This is a genomic window from Pseudomonas brassicae (assembly GCF_010671725.1).
Lineage (GTDB): Bacteria > Pseudomonadota > Gammaproteobacteria > Pseudomonadales > Pseudomonadaceae > Aquipseudomonas > Aquipseudomonas brassicae.
Genome location: NZ_JAAHBU010000042.1, coordinates 17,154 through 35,916, shown reverse-complemented (window position 1 = coordinate 35,916; position 18,763 = coordinate 17,154). Strand labels below are relative to the sequence as shown.

Annotated in this window: 23 protein-coding genes and 2 pseudogenes; all 25 read left to right on the top strand. The window is 63.4% G+C overall.

Going from position 1 to position 18,763, the window contains the following annotated elements; genetic code table 11:
• The first annotated feature begins 544 nt into the window (after positions 1-544).
• Positions 545-925 carry a phage holin family protein gene (locus tag G3436_RS04035; protein WP_243667002.1) on the top strand — a complete coding sequence of 127 codons (381 nt, stop codon included), beginning with the start codon at positions 545-547 and terminating at the stop codon, positions 923-925.
• A gap of 3 nt (positions 926-928) precedes the next feature.
• The gene (locus tag G3436_RS26975; protein WP_178116314.1) at positions 929-1,507 is read left to right on the top strand and encodes a 2OG-Fe(II) oxygenase; all 579 of its coding nucleotides are present in this window, start codon (positions 929-931) and stop codon (positions 1,505-1,507) included.
• 14 nt (positions 1,508-1,521) lie between these two features.
• Positions 1,522-2,361 (top strand): hypothetical protein, encoded by an 840-nt coding sequence (locus G3436_RS04025; protein ID WP_178116313.1) that lies wholly within the window; start codon positions 1,522-1,524, stop codon positions 2,359-2,361.
• Between the two features lie 63 nt (positions 2,362-2,424).
• Positions 2,425-2,982, top strand: coding sequence for a hypothetical protein (locus G3436_RS04020; protein ID WP_163941574.1), 558 nt, complete (start codon positions 2,425-2,427; stop codon positions 2,980-2,982).
• 104 nt (positions 2,983-3,086) lie between these two features.
• Entirely contained in the window at positions 3,087-4,103 is a 1,017-nt protein-coding gene (locus G3436_RS04015; protein ID WP_163941571.1) for a hypothetical protein, read from the top strand.
• 81 nt (positions 4,104-4,184) lie between these two features.
• A complete protein-coding gene (locus tag G3436_RS04010; protein WP_178116315.1) occupies positions 4,185-4,652 on the top strand; it encodes a hypothetical protein in 468 nt (155 codons plus the stop codon).
• Positions 4,649-5,209 carry a phage baseplate assembly protein V gene (locus tag G3436_RS04005; RefSeq protein WP_163941565.1) on the top strand — a complete coding sequence of 187 codons (561 nt, stop codon included), beginning with the start codon at positions 4,649-4,651 and terminating at the stop codon, positions 5,207-5,209. The genes G3436_RS04010 and G3436_RS04005 overlap by 4 nt, the downstream gene beginning before the upstream one ends.
• Positions 5,210-5,288: 79 nt before the next feature.
• On the top strand, positions 5,289-5,615 hold the full coding sequence (locus G3436_RS04000) for a GPW/gp25 family protein (RefSeq protein ID WP_163941563.1): 327 nt from the start codon (positions 5,289-5,291) through the stop codon (positions 5,613-5,615).
• Positions 5,612-6,493, top strand: coding sequence for a baseplate assembly protein (locus G3436_RS03995; protein WP_163941561.1), 882 nt, complete (start codon positions 5,612-5,614; stop codon positions 6,491-6,493). Before G3436_RS04000 ends, G3436_RS03995 begins: the two co-directional genes overlap by 4 nt.
• Before the next feature lies 1 nt (position 6,494).
• Positions 6,495-7,097: a phage tail protein I gene (locus tag G3436_RS03990; RefSeq protein WP_163941559.1), complete on the top strand. Its 603-nt coding sequence runs from the start codon at positions 6,495-6,497 to the stop codon at positions 7,095-7,097.
• The gene (locus G3436_RS03985) at positions 7,097-9,049 is read left to right on the top strand and encodes a phage tail-collar fiber domain-containing protein (protein ID WP_163941557.1); all 1,953 of its coding nucleotides are present in this window, start codon (positions 7,097-7,099) and stop codon (positions 9,047-9,049) included. Before G3436_RS03990 ends, G3436_RS03985 begins: the two co-directional genes overlap by 1 nt.
• Positions 9,050-9,053: 4 nt before the next feature.
• Complete coding sequence (locus G3436_RS03980; RefSeq protein ID WP_338001200.1) at positions 9,054-9,488, top strand: tail fiber assembly protein; 435 nt, start codon at positions 9,054-9,056, stop codon at positions 9,486-9,488.
• A gap of 121 nt (positions 9,489-9,609) precedes the next feature.
• Positions 9,610-9,942: a hypothetical protein gene (locus G3436_RS03975; RefSeq protein WP_163941555.1), complete on the top strand. Its 333-nt coding sequence runs from the start codon at positions 9,610-9,612 to the stop codon at positions 9,940-9,942.
• A gap of 80 nt (positions 9,943-10,022) precedes the next feature.
• Positions 10,023-11,189: a phage tail sheath subtilisin-like domain-containing protein gene (locus G3436_RS03970; RefSeq protein WP_163941553.1), complete on the top strand. Its 1,167-nt coding sequence runs from the start codon at positions 10,023-10,025 to the stop codon at positions 11,187-11,189.
• Positions 11,190-11,201: 12 nt separating this feature from the next.
• Entirely contained in the window at positions 11,202-11,711 is a 510-nt protein-coding gene (locus G3436_RS03965; RefSeq protein ID WP_163941551.1) for a phage major tail tube protein, read from the top strand.
• A gap of 9 nt (positions 11,712-11,720) precedes the next feature.
• Positions 11,721-12,017 (top strand): phage tail assembly protein, encoded by a 297-nt coding sequence (locus G3436_RS03960; RefSeq protein ID WP_163941543.1) that lies wholly within the window; start codon positions 11,721-11,723, stop codon positions 12,015-12,017.
• 139 nt (positions 12,018-12,156) lie between these two features.
• On the top strand, positions 12,157-12,315 hold the full coding sequence (locus G3436_RS03955) for a hypothetical protein (RefSeq protein WP_163941542.1): 159 nt from the start codon (positions 12,157-12,159) through the stop codon (positions 12,313-12,315).
• Positions 12,316-12,320: 5 nt separating this feature from the next.
• Positions 12,321-13,805, top strand: a complete 1,485-nt coding sequence (locus G3436_RS03950; protein ID WP_163941469.1) for a hypothetical protein — start codon at positions 12,321-12,323, stop codon at positions 13,803-13,805.
• A 9-nt stretch (positions 13,806-13,814) separates the two neighbouring features.
• Complete coding sequence (locus G3436_RS03945) at positions 13,815-14,660, top strand: phage tail protein (RefSeq protein WP_163941539.1); 846 nt, start codon at positions 13,815-13,817, stop codon at positions 14,658-14,660.
• Complete coding sequence (locus tag G3436_RS03940; RefSeq protein ID WP_163941536.1) at positions 14,635-14,841, top strand: tail protein X; 207 nt, start codon at positions 14,635-14,637, stop codon at positions 14,839-14,841. The genes G3436_RS03945 and G3436_RS03940 overlap by 26 nt, the downstream gene beginning before the upstream one ends.
• A gap of 64 nt (positions 14,842-14,905) precedes the next feature.
• Positions 14,906-15,948 (top strand): annotated as a pseudogene (locus G3436_RS03935) (phage late control D family protein).
• Between the two features lie 38 nt (positions 15,949-15,986).
• Complete coding sequence (locus G3436_RS03930) at positions 15,987-16,538, top strand: glycoside hydrolase family 19 protein (RefSeq protein WP_163941533.1); 552 nt, start codon at positions 15,987-15,989, stop codon at positions 16,536-16,538.
• A complete protein-coding gene (locus G3436_RS03925) occupies positions 16,535-17,029 on the top strand; it encodes a lysis system spanin subunit (protein ID WP_163941528.1) in 495 nt (164 codons plus the stop codon). Before G3436_RS03930 ends, G3436_RS03925 begins: the two co-directional genes overlap by 4 nt.
• A gap of 59 nt (positions 17,030-17,088) precedes the next feature.
• On the top strand, positions 17,089-17,571 hold the full coding sequence (locus tag G3436_RS03920) for a CinA family protein (RefSeq protein WP_163941525.1): 483 nt from the start codon (positions 17,089-17,091) through the stop codon (positions 17,569-17,571).
• Between the two features lie 106 nt (positions 17,572-17,677).
• Positions 17,678-18,759 (top strand): annotated as a pseudogene (gene recA, locus G3436_RS03915) (recombinase RecA).
• Positions 18,760-18,763: the final 4 nt, after the last annotated feature.

Below are 18,763 nucleotides of genomic sequence, written 5' to 3'. Positions count from 1 at the left end.
GGGCGCGCAGGTGCCCTCATGTCGTCCCTTTCTGACCAGGCGTGGGGGCGTCGAGCCAACGAGCCCGCTCACCCTGTGGCGGGGTGGATCGCCGTGCCAAGGGTCATCCAAGCGATCCTGGCAGCCCTGGCACCTTCCTGAGCGCCCGGCAAACACCTCGGCAAAAAGCCCTCCAGCCTGCGCTGCGCAAGGGCTGCATGCATACGTGCAAAATAAAATGCATAAATATTTCCACAAATGCATTGACTGTATATGCATTGATGCATAATCTTTGTCTCAAGCCGGTCAGACACCGGCGGTGACAAAGGCAGCGATGAACAGGCCTGAACTGTTCAGAGGGTTGGCAACTGACCCGGGTGTGCAGCGTAAAGCACCGTAAGCAGTTATCCGGCGGGCAGGCGGCCGCGGTCGGAAAATCAATTTGAAGCGGGATCGCCCGGGGCACCAGCAGTGGCCGGCGATCCGACAACGCATTACTGAAAAGCCTGGGCGACCGGGCTTTTTGGAATGCCGAGTGATCGGCTGTTCAACAAGGAGTACGAGCATGACAAACGAGCAACAGACGTTGCTGGAAATGCCCATCTGGATGGTCATCGTCCTGGCGCTGCTGGGCGGCTTGTCCGGCGAGATGTGGCGTGCGGACAAGGAGGGGGCCCGTGGCTGGGGCCTGTTCAGGCGGCTGTTGCTGCGCTCCGGGGCCTGCATGGTGTGCGGTGTGTCGACGGTGATGTTGCTGTATGCCAGCGGCATGTCGATCTGGAGTGCTGCCGCCTTTGGCTGCCTGACCGCCATGGCGGGTGCCGATGTGGCCATCGGGCTGTATGAGCGCTGGGCTGCCCGTCGACTGGGCCTGGCCCAGACGCAGGCCGGCGAGGCTCAGCAGGCGTCAGCGGCGAGCAACCCTTACAACCGGGAAAAGGAGTGAACGATGAGCATGGTGTTTACCGAGGCCGATATCCGCGTCATCGACGATGCGGTCACTGGCGAAGAGCAGAGCAAGATTCTGCAGCAACTCAACGGGGCGCGCTGGCGCTACGGCTGGCCCGTCAATGATGCACCTTATGTGCGTCCGTGCTGGCACAGCTTTGTCGCCGGCAGCCAGCGCATGGAGAAGCGTTCGGCCGAAGGCGAGTTGCGTGAGCACGAGCAGTGGCAGGTGCTGGCGGGGTTCTGGGACCGGGTGAAAGCGGCCCACATGCCTGACGCCACCTTGCTGGGTGTGTACGCCAATGGCCAGACCTTTGGCCAGGATTCGCCCATCCACCGCGACAACAAGGCCAGCGAGCAAGGGCTTACCGTGGTGATGTTCTGCAATGAGCACTGGGCGTCGTCCTGGGGCGGAGAGCTGGTGTTCTACGACCATGCCAAGCAAAACATCATCAAGTCGGTGCTGCCCAAGCCGGGACGCATTGTCATTTTCAACGGGCACGTGCCGCACAGCGCACGTTCGCCAGCCGCCACCTGTGATCGGCTGCGCATGACCCTGGCATTCAAGACCCTGATCTGAAGGAGATCATTTCCATGGCAGGAAAATTCGATGTAATCGTCGGCGTTGTCGACAAGGCGAGTGACGGCGTAGGGCACCTCAACGCAGGGGCTTCGCTGGTCGATCAGTTCAACACCGACAAGAGCGGTTTCAGCCTCGTGAGCCAGAGCGCGCAGACCGGCATCGCCGTGACCGCCGCCGTGACCTCCGTGGTGGAACTCACCAAGGGGTTTGTGCCGTTCCTGAGCATTCCGACCAATACCCTGGCCGGCACCATCGTGTTTCTGAAAATCAGCGCCGAGTACAAATCCGACGGCACGTTCCAGTTGGGTGACGTGGTCAGCCTGATCGGTAACGTGGCTGGCGTGGCCGCCGGCATCACCTTGCTCACGGCCGGTGCCGGGGTCGCGGCTGCCGGGTTCGTTGCGGTAGGCGTCAGCGCCAGCCTGTACAGCGTGGTGACGTCCAATGCAGCCAGCAACCTGTTCAACAGCATGGTGGGGCCGGTGATCGATCGATACTTCAAGAGCACCCCAGACGCGCGCTATCCCGATTACTGGTTGGCACCGGACCTGCAACTGGTGCCCTTCGAACAGATTACCGGGATCTACTCGGGCAACGTTGCCGTTGCCCACTGGACCCCTGGCAGTGACAGTGTCTCGCTCAGCCGGGCGCAGTTCATCCCCGACCCGGAGCCGGGCGCAGGGGCAGGTGCTGGCGGCGGCGTCTACTACGGTGGCGGTGGCACTATCCCACAGATCATTCAGTTACCTGAGGGGCCGATCGCCCGGGTCGACATCGGTCCGCTGGAGTTCCCCGGTTCAAGCCAGGATGGCTATGGCTGCTGCTCGGGTCGCCAGGACGGCTATTTCTGAAGGCCTGCATGATAAGGTTGAGCGCTGAAAATCGACCCTGACTGCACTGCACCAAGGAGCTTCATGCCTTCTGCGCTTTCCCAGCTCAACGCCCTGCCTGGCAGGACCAAAGCCATCGCGTGCGTGGTATTCGCGATCGCCAACCTGGTATTTGCGAGCCTGTACCTGGCCAACTGGCGCCACTATGAGGCGCCGGACTACAGGCGCTGGGTGCAGTTGCAGGGGGCAGTCACCAGCGAGGGGGCGGTGTGGAAGCAGGACCGTTCGCTGGTCCAGTTTGGCGCGAAATTCCAGGTGCCGGGCGATCCTCAACCTCAGCGTCGTCCCGCCTATGCCGACAGGCAGGCGTTTGCGCTGGCTGGCCTGCGCATTGGCACGCCGGTGGCGCTGACGATCGAGGTGACACCGGGTGGTGCGGTTCTGCGCGAGCTGGCCACCCTGCAGGGGCAGGTGCTGTTTGACGACAGCCTGCACCATCACGTGGTCACGGCTGCAAATGATGCTGCGCGCTACGCGATCGTCGCCGGCGTGTGCATGGCGCTGCTGGGCCTGATCGGGGCGCTGATCCTGTGGCTTCGTCGGCCTTCGAACGCGGCCGTCAAGCATCCCGGCGCGCCCTGATGGAACGCTTCAACGAAGGTGCACCGTGCGCCTTCAACCGATGAGCCCAGGCCCTTGACCTGGGCTTTTTTTTGCCTCGAATTCTGCACTCATGGGAAAACACCATGCCTTACACCACAGGTTTGTACGACAACGCCGCACAGCTGGGGCTTGCCATGGCGCAAGGCCCCCGCGACCCGGTGATCTACGGCTCGGCCACTTCGGTCAAGTTGAGCCGGTCCTTCTGCGTGATGGGCGGGTTCCGCTATCGCGGTCACTATACCCGGGCCATGGTGCCCGCCTTCGCCATGGCCAGCAAAGTCGCCACTGTGGCACCTGAAGGTCTGGGCGCTGAACGCAGCAACTGCAAGGAAAGCTGGTATGCCGCCTTCGCCTGTGCCAACAACGGCGATACTAGCGCGGTGGTCAAGACCATGCCGTTCCTTCGGGTGGGCAGCGTCGACGGCAATGTGATCACGCTGAACAAGGCCGGTGAGGGGGTCCATGAAGTCGCGGCGCAGACCTATGACTGGTCAGCCCATGACAACCTTGCCGGCGTCGAGTGCCTGGTCATCAGCGAGGGTGGCCAATGGTCGGGCCGGGTCGCGCACATCGTCGCCAACACCTCCACCAGCATCACCCTGGACGATGCCGGATCGTTGTCGTTCGGCGCGTTCCTGTTGCCCGCACCGCCGGGGTTCGCGCACTTCTGCTACCTCGCGCCGTTCTACCTCGATACCCATGAGGTACGCAATATCTACGACACCGGCACCGAGGTGGTGTCCAGGGGCATCTACATCATGCACCCGCAAACAAACGGCACAACTGCCAACGCGGGGATGACGCTGGATTGTTCGGGCTACATCTCCCCGCTGGCGACCGGCGTGAGGATGGACTCCACCTGTGTCATGAGTACGGCTGCGGTCGGCCCTTACGCCGAGTACTTCTCGCCGGACAGTGGCAACCATGAGGTGCGCACCAACTATGACCTCAAGGACAACGCCGGGTCGCGCAGCTTCGTATTCGGTGGTATCTCCCTGGCGTTTCTGTACCCGCAGCACTTCAACTTCAAGACGGCGGGTGTTCTGTCCACTGCGCGATCCTTTGGGCACATTGCACCAACGGGCTGGTTCGAGCCGTAGTCGCTGCAGCGAACAGGAGAAGCAGGTGTGAGCGAACTTATCCGGCTAAGCCAGGCCATCACCACAACGCTGCAGGCAAGCATGCCTGAGCTTGCTACCGTGCAGGCGCTGACGGTCGCTGAGCAGCACACGCTGCTGCCGGCACTGATTCATACATTTACTGCCTTGCAGCCCGGCGCAGACCCTGGCGACGGGCGCACCTGCATCCTGGCCTCGTTCGAGGCCCGTATCCTGGTCGATGCGCAGCATCCGCAGGCGCCGCTGCAAGCCGCCACGCTGGCGGCCCGCCTGACGCAGTTGTTGCGTCAGCAATTCTGGTGCCTGGACTTCGTCGAGGCCAGCAGCAACGCCAGCGCCCGTCCGCTTGCCAACACTGATGCGGTGTCAGTCGCCGTGGAGTGGCGGGTGCAGTGGCAACAACCGGTGTACCTGGGCGACCTGCAATGGCCGTGGCCGGACCAGCCACCGGGCACATTGCTGTTTGCCTTCAGCCCCGACACCGGCCCCGCGCACAGCGCTGCCTACCAAGCGCCGGAGGACCTGGCATGAGCTACGCAACCTCCATGCATGACCGCATGCTGGCGGCGCTGGTGATTCCTTGTCGTGTGGTGGGCGTTGATCTGGCCACGGCGCGGGTGCGGGTGTCGGACGGTGCCGGCTGGACCAGTGCCTGGGTGCGTTGGCATAGCCAGGCCGCCGGCAAGGCCCGCCACTGGCGAGCACCGAGCCTGGACGAGCAGGGCGTGTTGCTCAGCCCCAGCGGCGAGCCCGCGCTGGGCACCTTCGTGCCGGGCCTGTACGGCCATGCCGGCGCGCCGCCAGACAACCGCGAGCATGTCGAAGCCTGGCGTTTCGACGATGGCGGCTCGCTGGTCTACGACTGGCAGGCCCGCAGCTACAGCATCGAACTGCCCGGCGGTACGGTCAGCCTGAAAGTGGCGGGCAGCTCGCTGCTGGTCACCGATAACACGATCACCTTGAACGCCGCCAACATTGCCCTGACCGGTGAGGTGAGCATCAACGGTGGCCTGCGTGTGAGCGGCGACATCCTGGGCGCCGGCAAGATCATCGACACCGGCGGCAACACCGCCAACCACAAGCACTGAACCCGCCCGCCGACGCGGGCTTTTTTATGCCTGGAGACATCATGGCTACTGCATACATCGAGCTCAGGGAGGCCCCACGATGATCGGCATGGATCGCCGTAGTGGCCTGACGCTGTCCGGCATCGGGCATCTGCGCCAGTCCATCGAAGACATTCTCACCACCCCGCTGGGCAGCCGGCGCATGCGTCCTGACTACGGCAGCAAGCTGCGCCGCTTCGTCGACCTGCCGGTCAACGAAGGCTGGAAAAGCGCGGTGCAGGCCGAGGTGGCACGCGCCATTAGCCGTTGGGAGCCACGCCTGAAATTGCAGCGCGTGCGTGTGCTGGCGGTGGTGGGCGGGCAGATCAGCCTGCAACTGAGCGGGCAGTACCTGGGCGACAGCCACTTGCTGGAGGTAAGCGCATGAGCACTGTGGATCTATCGGCGCTGCCCGCGCCGCAGGTGCTGGAAGACCTCGACTTCGAGGCGATCTTCCAGGATGACCTGGCGGCCTTTCGGTCGCACATGGGCGACAACTGGGACGCATTGCTGGAGAGCGACCCGGTGACCAAGCTGCTGGAGGTGGGCGCCTACCGCAAGCTGCTCAACCGGGCGCGGGTCAACGATGCGGCCAAGGCGCTGCTGCTGGCGTACGCCCAGGGCAGTGACCTGGACCAGTTGGCGGCCAACGTGCAGCTTGCCCGGCTGGTGGTGCAGGCCGAGGACGCCAACAGCGTGCCGCCGACGGCCCAGGTGCTGGAGGAGGACGATGCCCTGCGCGAGCGGGTGCAACTGGTGTACGAAGGCCTGACCACCGCCGGGCCGCGCAACAGCTACATCCTGCATGCGCGCAATGCGTCGGGACAGGTGGCCGATGCGTCGGCGGAAAGCCCGTCGCCGGCAGTGGTGGAGGTCACGGTACTGAGCCTTGAGGGCGACGGTGTTGCCAGCCCCGAACTGCTGGCCCAGGTGCGTGCCCGGCTCAACGATGACGATGTGCGTCCGCTGGCCGACCGGCTCACGGTGCGCAGCGCCGAGATCCTGCCTTACCGCATCGATGCGTTGTTGCACCTGGCCGGCACCGGGCCGGAAAGTGAGGCCACCCTGGCCGAGTGTCAGCGTCGCCTGCAGGCCTGGATCAACCCCAGGCGGCGCTTGGGCGTGGAAGTTTCGCGTTCGGCCATCGATGCACAGCTACACATTGCCGGGGTGGCGCGGGTGGAACTGACGAACTGGAGCGACATCCGCCCGAGCAAGGCGCAGGCGGCCTGGTGCAGCGGTTTCGACCTGACGCGGGGTGGCTGACATGCACAGCCTCCTGCCGCTCAACAGCACGCCGTTGGAGCGGGCTGTCGAGGCTGCTTCACACGAAGACCTCAAGGTCGCCCTGCGCAGCCTGTACAACCCCGACACCTGCCCGGCGCACCTGCTGTACCAGTTGGCCTGGGCCTGGTCGGTGGACCGCTGGGACGACACCTGGTCCGAGGCCATCAAGCGCTCGGTGATCCGCTCTTCGTTCTACGTGCATGCCCACAAGGGCACGATCGGCGCGTTGCGCCGTGTAGTCGAGCCGTTTGGCTACCTGATCGAGGTGCAGGAGTGGTTCGACGCCGTGCCCCCGGCACAGCCGGGTACGTTCGCGCTCAAGATCGGCGTGTCGGACGCGGGCATCAGCGAAAAAACCTACCAGGAGCTGACCTGGCTGATCGACAACGCCCGGCCGGTCAGTCGGCACCTGAGCGGCCTGGTCATCAGCCTGCAATCCACGGGTTCGCTGCACCTAGGCGCCGCGCTTCAAGACGGCGACGAACTTGATATCTACCCGCCCGCCCCCCGTGACGTCGAGGTTACCGGCGCCGTTGGGCGTGGTGGGCGAGAACACACCATTGACTATCTGGACATCTACTAATGGTTGATCAGACTTCCCAGTTTTACGCGATCCTGACCAAGGTCGGCGCCGCGAAGCAGGCCAATGCGGATGCCTTGGGCATCCCTTGGAAAATCACTCACATGGCCGTGGGGGACGCCAGCCCGGCCGGGCTGGACAACCCTGCGCTGCCGATGCCCGATGCCAGCTGGACCAGCCTGCTGAACGAGTGGCGAAGAGCGCCACTCAATCAGCTCAAGGTGGACGAGAAGGACAGCGCGGTCATCGTCGCCGAGCAGGTCATCCCGGCCGAGATCGGCGGGCGCTGGATCCGTGAGGTGGGGCTGTACGATGCCGACGGCGATCTGGTGGCGGTGGCCAACTGTGCGCCGACCTACAAGCCGCTGCTCACCCAGGGCTCGGGCCGTACCCAGGTGGTACGCATGAACCTAGTGGTCAGCAGCGCCAGCAATGTGCAGCTCAAGATCGACCCGAGCGTGGTGCTGGCTACCCGCGAGTTCGTCACCGAAGAGCTGGCCCGTCAGGACTTCAAGCATTCGGTGCTGGCGGCCACCACGGCTGCGATCAACTTGAGCGGGCTGCAGACGGTGGACGGTGTGGCGTTGACGGCCGGGGCGCGGGTGCTGGTGAAGCATCAGGCGGCGGCCAAGGACAACGGCTTGTACCTGGTTGCCAGTGGCGCGTGGACGCGGTGCACGGATGCGGACACCAGCGCCAAGGTCACCCCCGGGCTGCTGGTGCTGGTGGAGCGGGGCACGCTCAATGGCGACAGTGGGTGGCAGTTGGTGACGGATGCACCTGTCACCCTGGGCGTCACGGCGCTGGCCTTCGACATGGCATTCGGGCGCACCGGGGTCGCTGCCGGCACCTATCGCAGCGTAAAGGTGGATGCCTACGGTCGCGTCGTCGCGGCAACCAATCCGACCACCCTGAATGGCTATGGCATCGCAGACGCCTACACCAAGGCCCAGGTCGAGGCGATGATTGCCGAGGCTTCGGCAATGCCGGTGGGGTTTATGGCGGCGCTCCCTGTAAACAAGATTCCGCCGGGTTGGCTGGAGGTCGATCACAGCGTTCACAGTATCGCGGCCTATCCTGACCTTGCAGCTTTCCTGGGCGGGGTATTCAACGACGGTACGGAGCCGGCAGGTTATTTCCGTCTGCCTGAATCGCGCGCTGAATTTTTGCGAGGTTGGGATCATGGTCGCGGTATTGATTATGGTCGGACCATTGGTTCTTTGCAGGCGCAGAACGAGGCTGACCACCGTCACGGTACGCCTGTTGTGGGGTCAGATAATGGTCTTGGGATTGTTCGCACTATCTCTTGGAATGCGCCACCCTTCAACGGTGCTTCTAAGGTGTTTGCAGAGCCGGCAGAGTCATCGGTGCTGAGGACTCCTGCGGCTAGTACACTTACGAGCGCAGGTATACACCTTACGACACTCATCGAGGAAAGTACCAAATTCGGCGAAACTCGGCCGCGCAGCCTCGCTGTGATGTGGTGCATCAAGGCCTGGAACGCGCCGATCAACCAAGGAAGTATTGATATTGCCGCGCTGGCCGCGTTGGCCGCCCAGGCGACTGAAAACAACCTCGGCATTGCAAGGATCGCTACACAGCCGCAGGTCGATGCGGGTGCAGCGGATGATGTGATTGTGACCCCGAAGAAAATGCGTTGGGGTTTTTCAATGAGCCTGACAACCAACGGCTATCTAGTGCTGCCTACGTGGCTAGGTGGCGTAATTTTTCAATGGGGTACGCTGAATGCCTCGGCTTCAGGCCAGAGCTTTAGCTTCACGCTGGAGTTTCCAACGGCCTGCCTCGCGCTGCAGCTTACGGACGAAACCAGTTCTATCGGGAGCGTGATTAGCCTTGGATACACCAAGTCGAGAACGGGGTTTCAGATGTTTTCGGCACAAGGCAATGCATCTGTTCACGCCGGTGTATTTAGCTTCTTTGCAGTAGGACACTGATAACGTGAAGAGATTTTATAGCCAGTCCACCGGATGCACTTATCTTGAAGGCGTCAACAGCAGCTCAATGCCAAGCGACGCAGTTGAAATCGATGTATCCCGCTTTCTTACGGTCATAGCGGAGCCTGCACCTGGAAAGGTTCGCTGTCATGACGAACAAGGATTGCCGGTGCTGATCGATCCGCCTCCAGCTACTGCCGATGAGCTTGTAGCCTACGAGCGTGCCTGGCGTGACGCTGTGATCAGTTCTACCGAATGGTCGGTAACTCGCCATCGCGACGAGCAGTACATGCAGTTGATCATCACATTGCTGCCTGAACAGTTCGCCGAGCTGCTGCAATACCGACAGGCCCTTCGTGACTGGCCCCAGTCCGATCTGTTTCCCGCCGTCGAGCACCGGCCGACACCGCCCGCCTGGCTGGAGAGCAATACCCCCTGAAGCCCCGCGCTGTCGGGGCTTTTTCATTCTGACTTCACCTCCAAGGCCCTGCATCGCAGGGCCTTTTCATTGCATGCGGAATTCTCCGCGACTCATCATTCGACTCAGTAGGTAAGAAACCATGGAACCCGTAAAAGTAGGCAAGCATTTCTTCAATGCTCATCCCACCACGATGACTCAAGTCGTCAGCCCAGAAGAAAACAAGGAAGGTATCTATCTGCGAACCGCCACCATTTGCACCGGTGGCGGCACCATCAACCTGTACTGCGGCCCCAAGGCACCTACTCGTCTCGGTGACATGACGGTACACGCCATTTTTGGCGGGGTAGCCAGCAGCAACAACTGGCAGTACACCCAGCCTTATCCGCTGTTCATTCCTGCCGGCTACGGTCTTTGGACCGCCTCCAACAACGCTGTAGCAGCGATCTCGCTGACGTGGGACTTCCTGGCGTGATGCGCTAGGCAGTTTCGGCAGCTTTTGATTCCTCTTCAAGCCCTGCACCGCAGGGCCTTTTTCATACCTGGAGTTTATCCATGAGTGGTTTTTTTCACGGCGTCACCGTCACCAACGTCGACACTGGCGCACGCACCATCGCACTGCCGTCGTCCTCGATCATCGGCCTGGTGGACACCTTCAGCGAAGGCGTGAGCGCCAGTGCCAAGTACAATGACCTGGTACTGATCACCAGCGAGCGCGAAGCCATCGCCGCCTTTGGTAGCGACTCGGCCATCACCCGTGCCTGCCAGGCCATCTACCGGCGCGCCAAGGCCGTTATTGTCGCCTGCGGCGTGGCCAAGGTGGCGGATGCAGCCGAACAGACCTCGGCAATCATCGGCAGCGTCGAGGCCGACGGCAAGCGCACCGGCCTGCAAGCGCTGCTCGACGGCAAGAGCCGTTTCAACGCCCAGCCGCGCCTGCTGGTAACCCCCAAGCACAGCGCCACCCAGGCGGTCGGCACCGCGCTGATCGCCCTGGCTGACAAGTTGCGTGGCCTGGCTATCATCGACGGGCCTGGCACCACCGACGAAGCCGCCCTGGCCTACGCGGAAAATTTCGGCGCCAAGCGCGCGTTCATGGTCGACCCCGGCGTGCAGTACTGGGACACCACCGCCAATGCCACGGTCGATGCAGCATCGTCGGCGTGGGTCGCCGGCCTGTTCGCCTGGACCGACAACGAGTATGGCTTCTGGGCCTCGCCGTCGAACAAGGAGTTCGTCGGCATCACCGGCACCACGCGCTCGATCGAGTTCCTCGACGGCGACGAGACCTGCCGCGCCAACCTGCTCAACAACGCCAACATCACCACCATCATCCGCGATGACGGCTACCGCCTGTGGGGCAACCGCACCCTGAGCAGCGACCCGAAATGGGCCTTCGTCACCCGCGTGCGCACCCTGGACATCGTGATGGACGCGATCCTCTATGGGCACAAATGGGCCGTCGACCGCTCGATCACCGCTACCTACGTCAAGGATGTGACCGAAGGCCTGCAGGCCTTCATGCGCGACCTCAAGGCCCAGGGCGCGATCATCAACTTCGAAGTCTTTGCCGACCCGGAGCTGAACAGCGCCAGCCAGCTGGAGCAGGGCAAGGTGTACTGGAACATCCGCTTCACCGACGTACCGCCGGCCGAAAACCCCAACTTCCGCGTCGAGGTCACCAACCAGTGGCTGACCGAAGTTCTCGATAACGCAGCGTAAGGAGCACACAACATGGCAATGATTCCCGAAACCCTGGCAAACCTGAACCTGTTCGTCGATGGCACCAGCTTCCAGGGCGACGTCACCAGCCTGACCCTGCCCAAGCTCACCCTGAAGATGGAAGAGCACCGTGTGGGCGGCATGGACATGCCCGTCGAGATGGACATGGGCATGGAAAAACAGGAGGCCGGCTTTACCACCACCGGCGTGCGCCGCGAGTCGCTGAAGTTCTTCGGCCTGGCCGACGGCACCGCGTTCAACGGCACCTTCCGCGGTGCCTTCAAAGGCCTCAAGGGCGCCATCACCCCGGTGGTGGTGACCCTGCGCGGTTCGCTCAAAGAGGTCGACATGGGCGACTGGAAGGCCGGCGACAAGGCCGAGATCAAGCACACCGTCGGCGTCACCTACTACAAGCTGGAAGTCGGCGGGCGCCTGATCTACGAGATCGACCCGGTCGGCATGAAGCGCGTGATCGACGGTGTCGATCAGCTTGCGGCGCAGCGTTCGGCCCTTGGCCTTTAAGGAGTACCCATGACTCAAGCAAAAATGCCCGGCTGGATGAAGCTGAGCGCCGAGGGCGTGATGGTGAAGCTGACCAAGCCGAGCGAGGCCAATGGCGTCCAGGTCGACAGCCTGTCGTTGCGCTCGCCGACGGTGCGCGATGTGCGTGCCGCCCAGTCCGGCAGCGGCGATGACGAGCAACGCGAACTGAACCTGTTCGCGTCGCTTGCCGAGGTGGGCGTCAAGGACCTTGAAGGCCTGGCGCTCAAGGATTACAGCCGCTTGCAGGCTGGTTATTTTCGCCTGGTGCAAGACGACGAGCTTTGACCCCGCCTTGCAGAAAGTGGCCGCTCGGCGCCTTGCCAGGGAGCTGAATTTTTCTGCCACCGAGATCATGACCATGTCGTTCCACGACATGGTCTGGTGGCTCACGGAGTGAGCCGGTTCTATACGTAAAGGGGGACCTATGGCGAGCACGCTGGCATTGGAAAGGGTGATCGGCGCCTCGGTCGATTCGACCGTAGGCGCCGCGTTCAAAGTGCTTGACGCGCGTATCCGACAACTCGCGCAGTTGAGCGACAAGCGTACAGCCGAACTGGACACGGTTGGCAGTCACTGGGGTTGAGCCGTGTGCTGCTCGACCCCTCGCCGGGCAAGCCGGTCGGGACACAGGCGCACGACGCGCAGGGCAGCCTGGCGTTGTTGAAGCGCATCGCCGGGCACGTGCAGGTGATCAGTTTCAAGCTCGCCGATATTGCGCGCGGGCGCTCGCAGCCGCGGGTCAGCCTGGTGTTTGTGAAGGTTGCCCAGGAGGCGGTGGCCCGCCCCCCTGCATTGGCCCCTTCTGCCGTTGCGACACGCGCCGCGGATGTGCCTGCGCCCCAGTCGACCGATGAAGTCACGCCACCTGTTGCAGGTGCATCGTCGTCGGTATGGGGTAAAGCGTCAGACGCGTTCGACGGGGCCATGAGCGGTGTCGATGACGCCTTGCGCCCGGCGACTGAGCGGCTAGCCGTTGGTATTACTCATATTGCCAATGGCTTCACGGCATTGTCGGATAACGCCAAGCTGGCGGTGATAGGCGCTGCCGCTGCGGGCGCTACGCTGGCGACGCTGAAAACACCACTGAATGCCTTCAAATTGGGCAAGGGCCTGCTGGAAATCGGGCGTGACCTACAGGGCGCAGACGGCGGCGAGGGGGATGCAGAAAAAGCCGGCGGGACTGTTCTTGATACTGCCCTCAAGGTCGTCGATGCCTTCGGTGAAGCAATGGGCGGTGACGACGCGCAGGAGGGGAGCGAGCCGCAGAAAGTGTTCGTGGTCAATGCCCAGGACTTTTGCTGTGGCGCGACCAGCACCGGAGGCGGACGAGCAAGCAAGAAAAAGTCCGGCAAACGCGGGTCTTCATCGTCACGCTCTCGATCTCGATCTCGATCTCGATCTCGATCTCGATCTCCATCTCCATCTCCATCTCCATCTCCATCTCCCGCACCGGCAGGAGGTTGGGCGAAGATCAAAGGCTACTTTGGCACAGCCGGCGCGGCAATGAAGGGCGTGCGTGCACCGGCTGCTCTGGAGGCGGTCTACAAGGCAGGGAAGACCTTCCTGACGGCGGAAACGAAGGAGCAGAAGGCCGAGGGATATGGTGGCGCCGTAGGCGGATTTGGCGGCGCGCTGGCGGGCGCTGCAATGGGCGCGTTCGTGCCCGTGGTCGGCCCTGCGATCGGTGCGGTGATCGGGGGCATCGTCGGGACCGAGTGGGGCGCTTCGTTGGCCAGGAAATGGTTCGCTGGCGACGAGGCGGCCACGCCTGCTGCCAGTGCGCCTACGCACTTGTCCACGTCGCTGGGAGAGGTCGCACGTTCGATCCATCCTGGCGCTGGCGAGCCGATGACAGTGCTGTCGTTGCCGCCTGCGCCGCAACCAGCGGGGCCTGCGCTGCAACCGATCACCCAGCAGATCACCTTCGCCCCGCACATGCCCATCACCGTGCAGGGCAGTGTCACTGATGCGGCCCAACTGGCTCTCAACATCGAACCCATCGTGCGTCGTCAGTTCGACGAGATGACGCGCATGGCCGCCAATCGCCAGTTGGCCGATCCAACCCATGTTTAAGGAGCTGCCATGACCTATATGGACCAGCTGCATTCGGCCCTGCGGGCGCTGATTGCAGCGGGGGAGGCGGGACGGCGCAGTGCCGACGAGATGCTGGAGCCCTTGACTGGCGCGATCAGCGATATCTCCGAGGCGGCCGCCGCGCTCGAGGACATCCCCTACGTCGGGCCGCTGATCGGTGCCAGGTTGCAACGCACGATGCGCGCCATCAACCGCGCGCAGAAGGGCGTCGCCAAGGTGCTGGACCGGTACAGCCACGCGGTGGCGAAGGTCGCGCTGGTAAAGGAACGTGTCGCCCTCTTCGAGGAGAAAGTCGCCAAGGCTGCGGTTGCCATCAATCGGGTGGCAGGTCGCATCAGCCCGGCGCTGGCCAACCTGCTGCCCACCGCCAGCTTCGCCCCGGCGGCCACGCCGCCGGCGGAGGTGGTCAAGCCGTTCCCGCACCTGCTGATTTTGCAGTCGTTGCAGGCGCAGGCGCAGCCTTACTACTTCAACCTCGATACCGCGACCTTCGATGAACTGCGCCGCCAGACCCGCTTTCGCTGGGCGGGCCAGGAGCGCCTGACGCGCAGCCCGGCGCAGCAGGCTGTGGGGTTGGGCGAAGAGCGCATCACCCTCAAGGGCACCATCTTTCCCGGTGCCAAGAGCGGGCTTGGCCAACTGCAGGCACTGCGCAGCATCGGTCGACAGCTGCAACCGTTGAGCCTGACCAGCGGCTACGGCGAGGTACTGGGCAACTGGTGCCTGACCAGTATCGAAGAAGACCAGAGCAACCTGCTGGCCGGCGGTATACCGCGCAAACAAGGATTCTCACTGGAGTTCATCAGCTATGGCGACGATTTGCAGAACGTCTGACGGGGACCTGCTCGATACCCTCTGCCAGCACTACTACGGACACCTGGACGGCAGCGTCGAGGCGGTGCTCAGTGCCAACCAGGGCCTGGGTGACCAAGCGCAGCCTTTGCGTGCCGGCCTGCTGATCGTGCTACCCGACGTCACGACAGCCACCCAGGCGCTGCTGCAGCTCTGGGACTGAGCGTGGCGCATTCAATCACCCGACCCCGCCGCGTGCGGGGTTCTGTTTTTCTGGAGCCTTCGCCATGCAACCTGTGTTTCGTATTGTCGCCGACGGCCAGGACATCACTGCCCTGATCAACGATCGGCTGCTGCTGTTGCGCACCACCGACAAGCCGGGCATGGACTCCGACGAATTCGAGTTGCGCATCGATGACCGCGACGGTGCGGTGGCGTTGCCAGCGCGTGGCGCTGCCATCGAGGTGCACCTTGGCTACGTCGCCAGCCACTGATGCGGCTGGGCCGCTATGCCGTGGACGAAGTGGAGCTGTCCGGGCCGCCCGACAGTATCGTGATCCGTGGCAAGGCCAGTGATATGCGCGCCAGTGGCAAGACCACCCGCAGCGGCAGCTGGGAGCAGGTGACGCTGCAGCGGATCGTGCGCGACATCGCGGCGCGCAACGGCTGGCAGGCGGTGTGCCCGGTAACGGTGCGGGTGCCGCGCATCGACCAGTTCAACGAGTCCGATTTCAACTTCATCACGCGTTTGGGGCGCCTGTTCGATTGCACCGCCAAAGTGGCCAACGGCAGCTTGTTGGTGATGCCGCGCCAGGCGGGCAAGAGCGCTTCAGGCAAGGACTTGGGCAGCGTCAGCATCGGCCGTGCGGATGTGCGCAACTGGCAGTTCCGGATGAACGACAAGGGCACGCACAAGGCCGTGCAGACCCGTCACCTGGACAGCAACAGCGGGCGCCAGGCGGTGGTGGTGCTGAACAACGCCGACGCACCGCACGAGCTGACGCCGGTGCATACCGACCGTCATCTGTACCCCAACCGCGCCGCCGCCGAGCAGGCGGCCAAGGCTCGCCTGGCGGCACTCAACCGCAGTACTGCGCATCTGCGCCTGGAAATGCCGGGGCGCACCGACCTGTTCGTCGAGCGCACGCTCGACGCCCAGGGGTTCAAGCCCGGCCTGGATGGCGCCTACCTGATCGAGTCGGTGGAGCAGCGCTTCAGCGCTTCGGGGTGGAGCACCACGGTCGAGTGCAATGGCGGCAAGCAGGGCAAGGCCACGGCCAAGGGGGCCGGGAGCAAAGCGACACCATCGCTGAAGGCCGCACAGCGCTGACGTGCTGGCTGGCGCAAATCACGTAGAGCAGGTGAATCATGTTGATCAGTCAACCACAGCTGTTGAAAGTCTATCCGGGCATAGGCCATCGCGCCGATGTCTTTCTCTCGCCACTCAACGACGCCATGCTTCACTGGCAGATCGACACTCCTCGGCGCATCGCGGCCTTCCTCGCCCAGGTCGGCCACGAATCCGGCCAATTGCGCTACGTGAAGGAACTGGGCAGCGACCGCTACCTCTCGCGCTATGACACCGGCAGCCTTGCGTTGCGCCTGGGTAACACGCCAGAGGCTGATGGCGATGGGCAACGCTATTGCGGCCGCGGGCTGATCCAGGTCACCGGGCGTAACAACTATCAGGCCTGCAGCCGTGCGCTGTTCGGCGACGATCGCCTGCTGGAGCTGCCGCAATTGCTGGAGCAACCGCGCTGGGCGGCGGAGTCGGCTGCCTGGTTCTGGCACTCGCGAGGCCTCAATTCGCTCGCCGATCGCGGTGATTTCAACCGCATCACCCGGCATATCAATGGCGGGCTCAACGGGCTGGAAGACCGCCTGCAGCTGTGGGCCCGTGCTCGCGAGGTGTTCTGTTGAGCCGCCTGCAAACGGCGCTGCTGCTGGCCCTGGTGCTGCTGGCCTGTGCGCTGACCTGGCAGGTCCAGGGCTGGCGCCTGGGTCGACAGCTGGCGCAGCAGCAACAGGCCTTTGCGCTTGAGCGCCAGCAGCTCGCCGAGGCCGCTGCAGCCGAGGTGCTGGGCGAGCGTGCGCAGCGCCAGGTGCTGGAACAGCAGTTGGACCTCAATGATCACACTCACTATCAGGAACTTCTCGATGCCCAACAGGCTCAGGCACACTTGCGTGACCGGCTGGCTACTGCTGATCTGCGGTTGTCGGTCCTACTCGAGCGCGATGCCGATCCCGACCTGCCTGCCACCCCCGGCGCCAGCGGCCTGGATCATGGCCCCGCACGCGCCCGACTTGACCCGGCGCATGCTCGACGAATTATCGCCATCACCGACGCCGGCGACGCCGGACTGATTGCCCTGCGCGCCTGCCAGGGCTATGTACGTTCACTCACACCTTGAGTGTTCAGCCGCGCCGGCCGCTGGTGTAGGGTAGGCGGCAGACTTTCAAGGAGCCTGCCATGGACCCGATCACTGCCCTTTCTGCCCGGCTGGGGGAACACCTGCGCCGCTTCAATGCCCAAGTGACCACGGCCGAGTCCTGTACCGGCGGCGGCATTGCCGAGGCCATCACGCGTATCCCCGGCAGTTCGGCGTGGTTCGAGGCCGGCTACGTGACTTATTCCAATGCACAGAAAACCCGCCAGCTGGGGGTGCCCGAAGGCCTCTTCACGCAGGTGGGCGCGGTCAGCCAGGCGGTAGTCGAGGCCATGGTGCGCGGCGCCCAGGCCGCCAGTGGCGCACGTTTTGCGGTGGCGGTAAGCGGGGTGGCCGGGCCCGATGGCGGTTCGCCGGCCAAGCCGGTGGGTACCGTGTGGCTGGCGTGGGGCGATGGCCGGCATGTCAGCAGCGAGCGCCGGCACTTCGACGGCGACCGCGATTCGGTGCGCCGACAAACGGTAATCGCCGCCCTAGAGGGGCTGTTACAGCTTGGCGCAGAGTAAATCGCAATTCGGGGGTAGGCGGGAACAAAACCCTGTGGAATAATACTGGCTACTTATACAGGTGTTGTGGCCGTACGGCCCTATCGATGATTACGTGAGGACTTCAATGGACGACAACAAGAAGCGTGCCTTGGCTGCGGCCCTGGGTCAGATCGAACGTCAATTCGGTAAAGGCGCGGTCATGCGCATGGGCGATCACGATCGCCAGGCGATCCCGGCCATCTCCACTGGCTCGCTGGGCCTGGACATCGCGCTGGGCATCGGCGGCCTGCCAAAAGGTCGTATCGTCGAGATCTACGGCCCTGAGTCGTCCGGTAAAACCACGCTGACCCTGTCGTGATCGCCCAGGCGCAAAAAGCCGGCGCCACCTGCGCATTCGTCGACGCCGAGCACGCGCTCGATCCTGAGTACGCCGGCAAGCTGGGCGTCAACGTCGACGACCTGCTGGTCTCGCAGCCGGACACCGGCGAACAGGCCCTGGAAATCACCGACATGCTGGTGCGCTCCAACGCCGTTGACGTGATCATTGTCGACTCCGTGGCTGCATTGGTACCCAAGGCCGAGATCGAAGGCGAAATGGGTGACATGCACGTGGGCCTGCAAGCCCGCCTGATGTCCCAGGCGCTGCGTAAGATCACCGGTAACATCAAGAACGCCAACTGCCTGGTGATCTTCATCAACCAGATCCGCATGAAGATCGGCGTGATGTTCGGCAGCCCGGAAACCACCACCGGTGGTAACGCGCTGAAGTTCTACGCCTCGGTGCGCCTGGACATCCGCCGTACCGGCGCGGTGAAGGAAGGCGACGAAGTGGTCGGTAGCGAAACCCGCGTCAAGATCGTCAAGAACAAGGTGGCGCCACCGTTCCGCCAAGCCGAGTTCCAGATCCTCTACGGCAAGGGCATCTACCGCAACGGCGAGATCATCGACCTGGGCGTGCTGCACGGTTTCCTCGAAAAAGCCGGTGCCTGGTACAGCTACCAGGGCAGCAAGATCGGCCAGGGTAAAGCCAATTCTGCCAAGTTCCTGCAAGAGAACCCGGAAATCGCCGCTACCCTCGAGAAGCAGATTCGCGACAAGCTGCTGACTGGTGGTGTCGAAGCTGCTGCGGCCGCTGCTGCTGCCGGTAAAACGGCGGCTGCTGCTGAGCCGGAAGATGACCTGGTCGACGCCGACGCCAACTTCTGATCTG

Coding starts and splice junctions, on each gene's coding strand:
- G3436_RS04035 (WP_243667002.1), top strand. CDS start 545: ATGACAAACGAGCAACAGACGTTGCTGGAAATGCCCATCTGGATGGTC.
- G3436_RS26975 (WP_178116314.1), top strand. CDS start 929: ATGAGCATGGTGTTTACCGAGGCCGATATCCGCGTCATCGACGATGCG.
- G3436_RS04025 (WP_178116313.1), top strand. CDS start 1,522: ATGGCAGGAAAATTCGATGTAATCGTCGGCGTTGTCGACAAGGCGAGT.
- G3436_RS04020 (WP_163941574.1), top strand. CDS start 2,425: ATGCCTTCTGCGCTTTCCCAGCTCAACGCCCTGCCTGGCAGGACCAAA.
- G3436_RS04015 (WP_163941571.1), top strand. CDS start 3,087: ATGCCTTACACCACAGGTTTGTACGACAACGCCGCACAGCTGGGGCTT.
- G3436_RS04010 (WP_178116315.1), top strand. CDS start 4,185: ATGCCTGAGCTTGCTACCGTGCAGGCGCTGACGGTCGCTGAGCAGCAC.
- G3436_RS04005 (WP_163941565.1), top strand. CDS start 4,649: ATGAGCTACGCAACCTCCATGCATGACCGCATGCTGGCGGCGCTGGTG.
- G3436_RS04000 (WP_163941563.1), top strand. CDS start 5,289: ATGATCGGCATGGATCGCCGTAGTGGCCTGACGCTGTCCGGCATCGGG.
- G3436_RS03995 (WP_163941561.1), top strand. CDS start 5,612: ATGAGCACTGTGGATCTATCGGCGCTGCCCGCGCCGCAGGTGCTGGAA.
- G3436_RS03990 (WP_163941559.1), top strand. CDS start 6,495: ATGCACAGCCTCCTGCCGCTCAACAGCACGCCGTTGGAGCGGGCTGTC.
- G3436_RS03985 (WP_163941557.1), top strand. CDS start 7,097: ATGGTTGATCAGACTTCCCAGTTTTACGCGATCCTGACCAAGGTCGGC.
- G3436_RS03975 (WP_163941555.1), top strand. CDS start 9,610: ATGGAACCCGTAAAAGTAGGCAAGCATTTCTTCAATGCTCATCCCACC.
- G3436_RS03970 (WP_163941553.1), top strand. CDS start 10,023: ATGAGTGGTTTTTTTCACGGCGTCACCGTCACCAACGTCGACACTGGC.
- G3436_RS03965 (WP_163941551.1), top strand. CDS start 11,202: ATGGCAATGATTCCCGAAACCCTGGCAAACCTGAACCTGTTCGTCGAT.
- G3436_RS03960 (WP_163941543.1), top strand. CDS start 11,721: ATGACTCAAGCAAAAATGCCCGGCTGGATGAAGCTGAGCGCCGAGGGC.
- G3436_RS03955 (WP_163941542.1), top strand. CDS start 12,157: ATGGCGAGCACGCTGGCATTGGAAAGGGTGATCGGCGCCTCGGTCGAT.
- G3436_RS03945 (WP_163941539.1), top strand. CDS start 13,815: ATGACCTATATGGACCAGCTGCATTCGGCCCTGCGGGCGCTGATTGCA.
- G3436_RS03940 (WP_163941536.1), top strand. CDS start 14,635: ATGGCGACGATTTGCAGAACGTCTGACGGGGACCTGCTCGATACCCTC.
- G3436_RS03930 (WP_163941533.1), top strand. CDS start 15,987: ATGTTGATCAGTCAACCACAGCTGTTGAAAGTCTATCCGGGCATAGGC.
- G3436_RS03920 (WP_163941525.1), top strand. CDS start 17,089: ATGGACCCGATCACTGCCCTTTCTGCCCGGCTGGGGGAACACCTGCGC.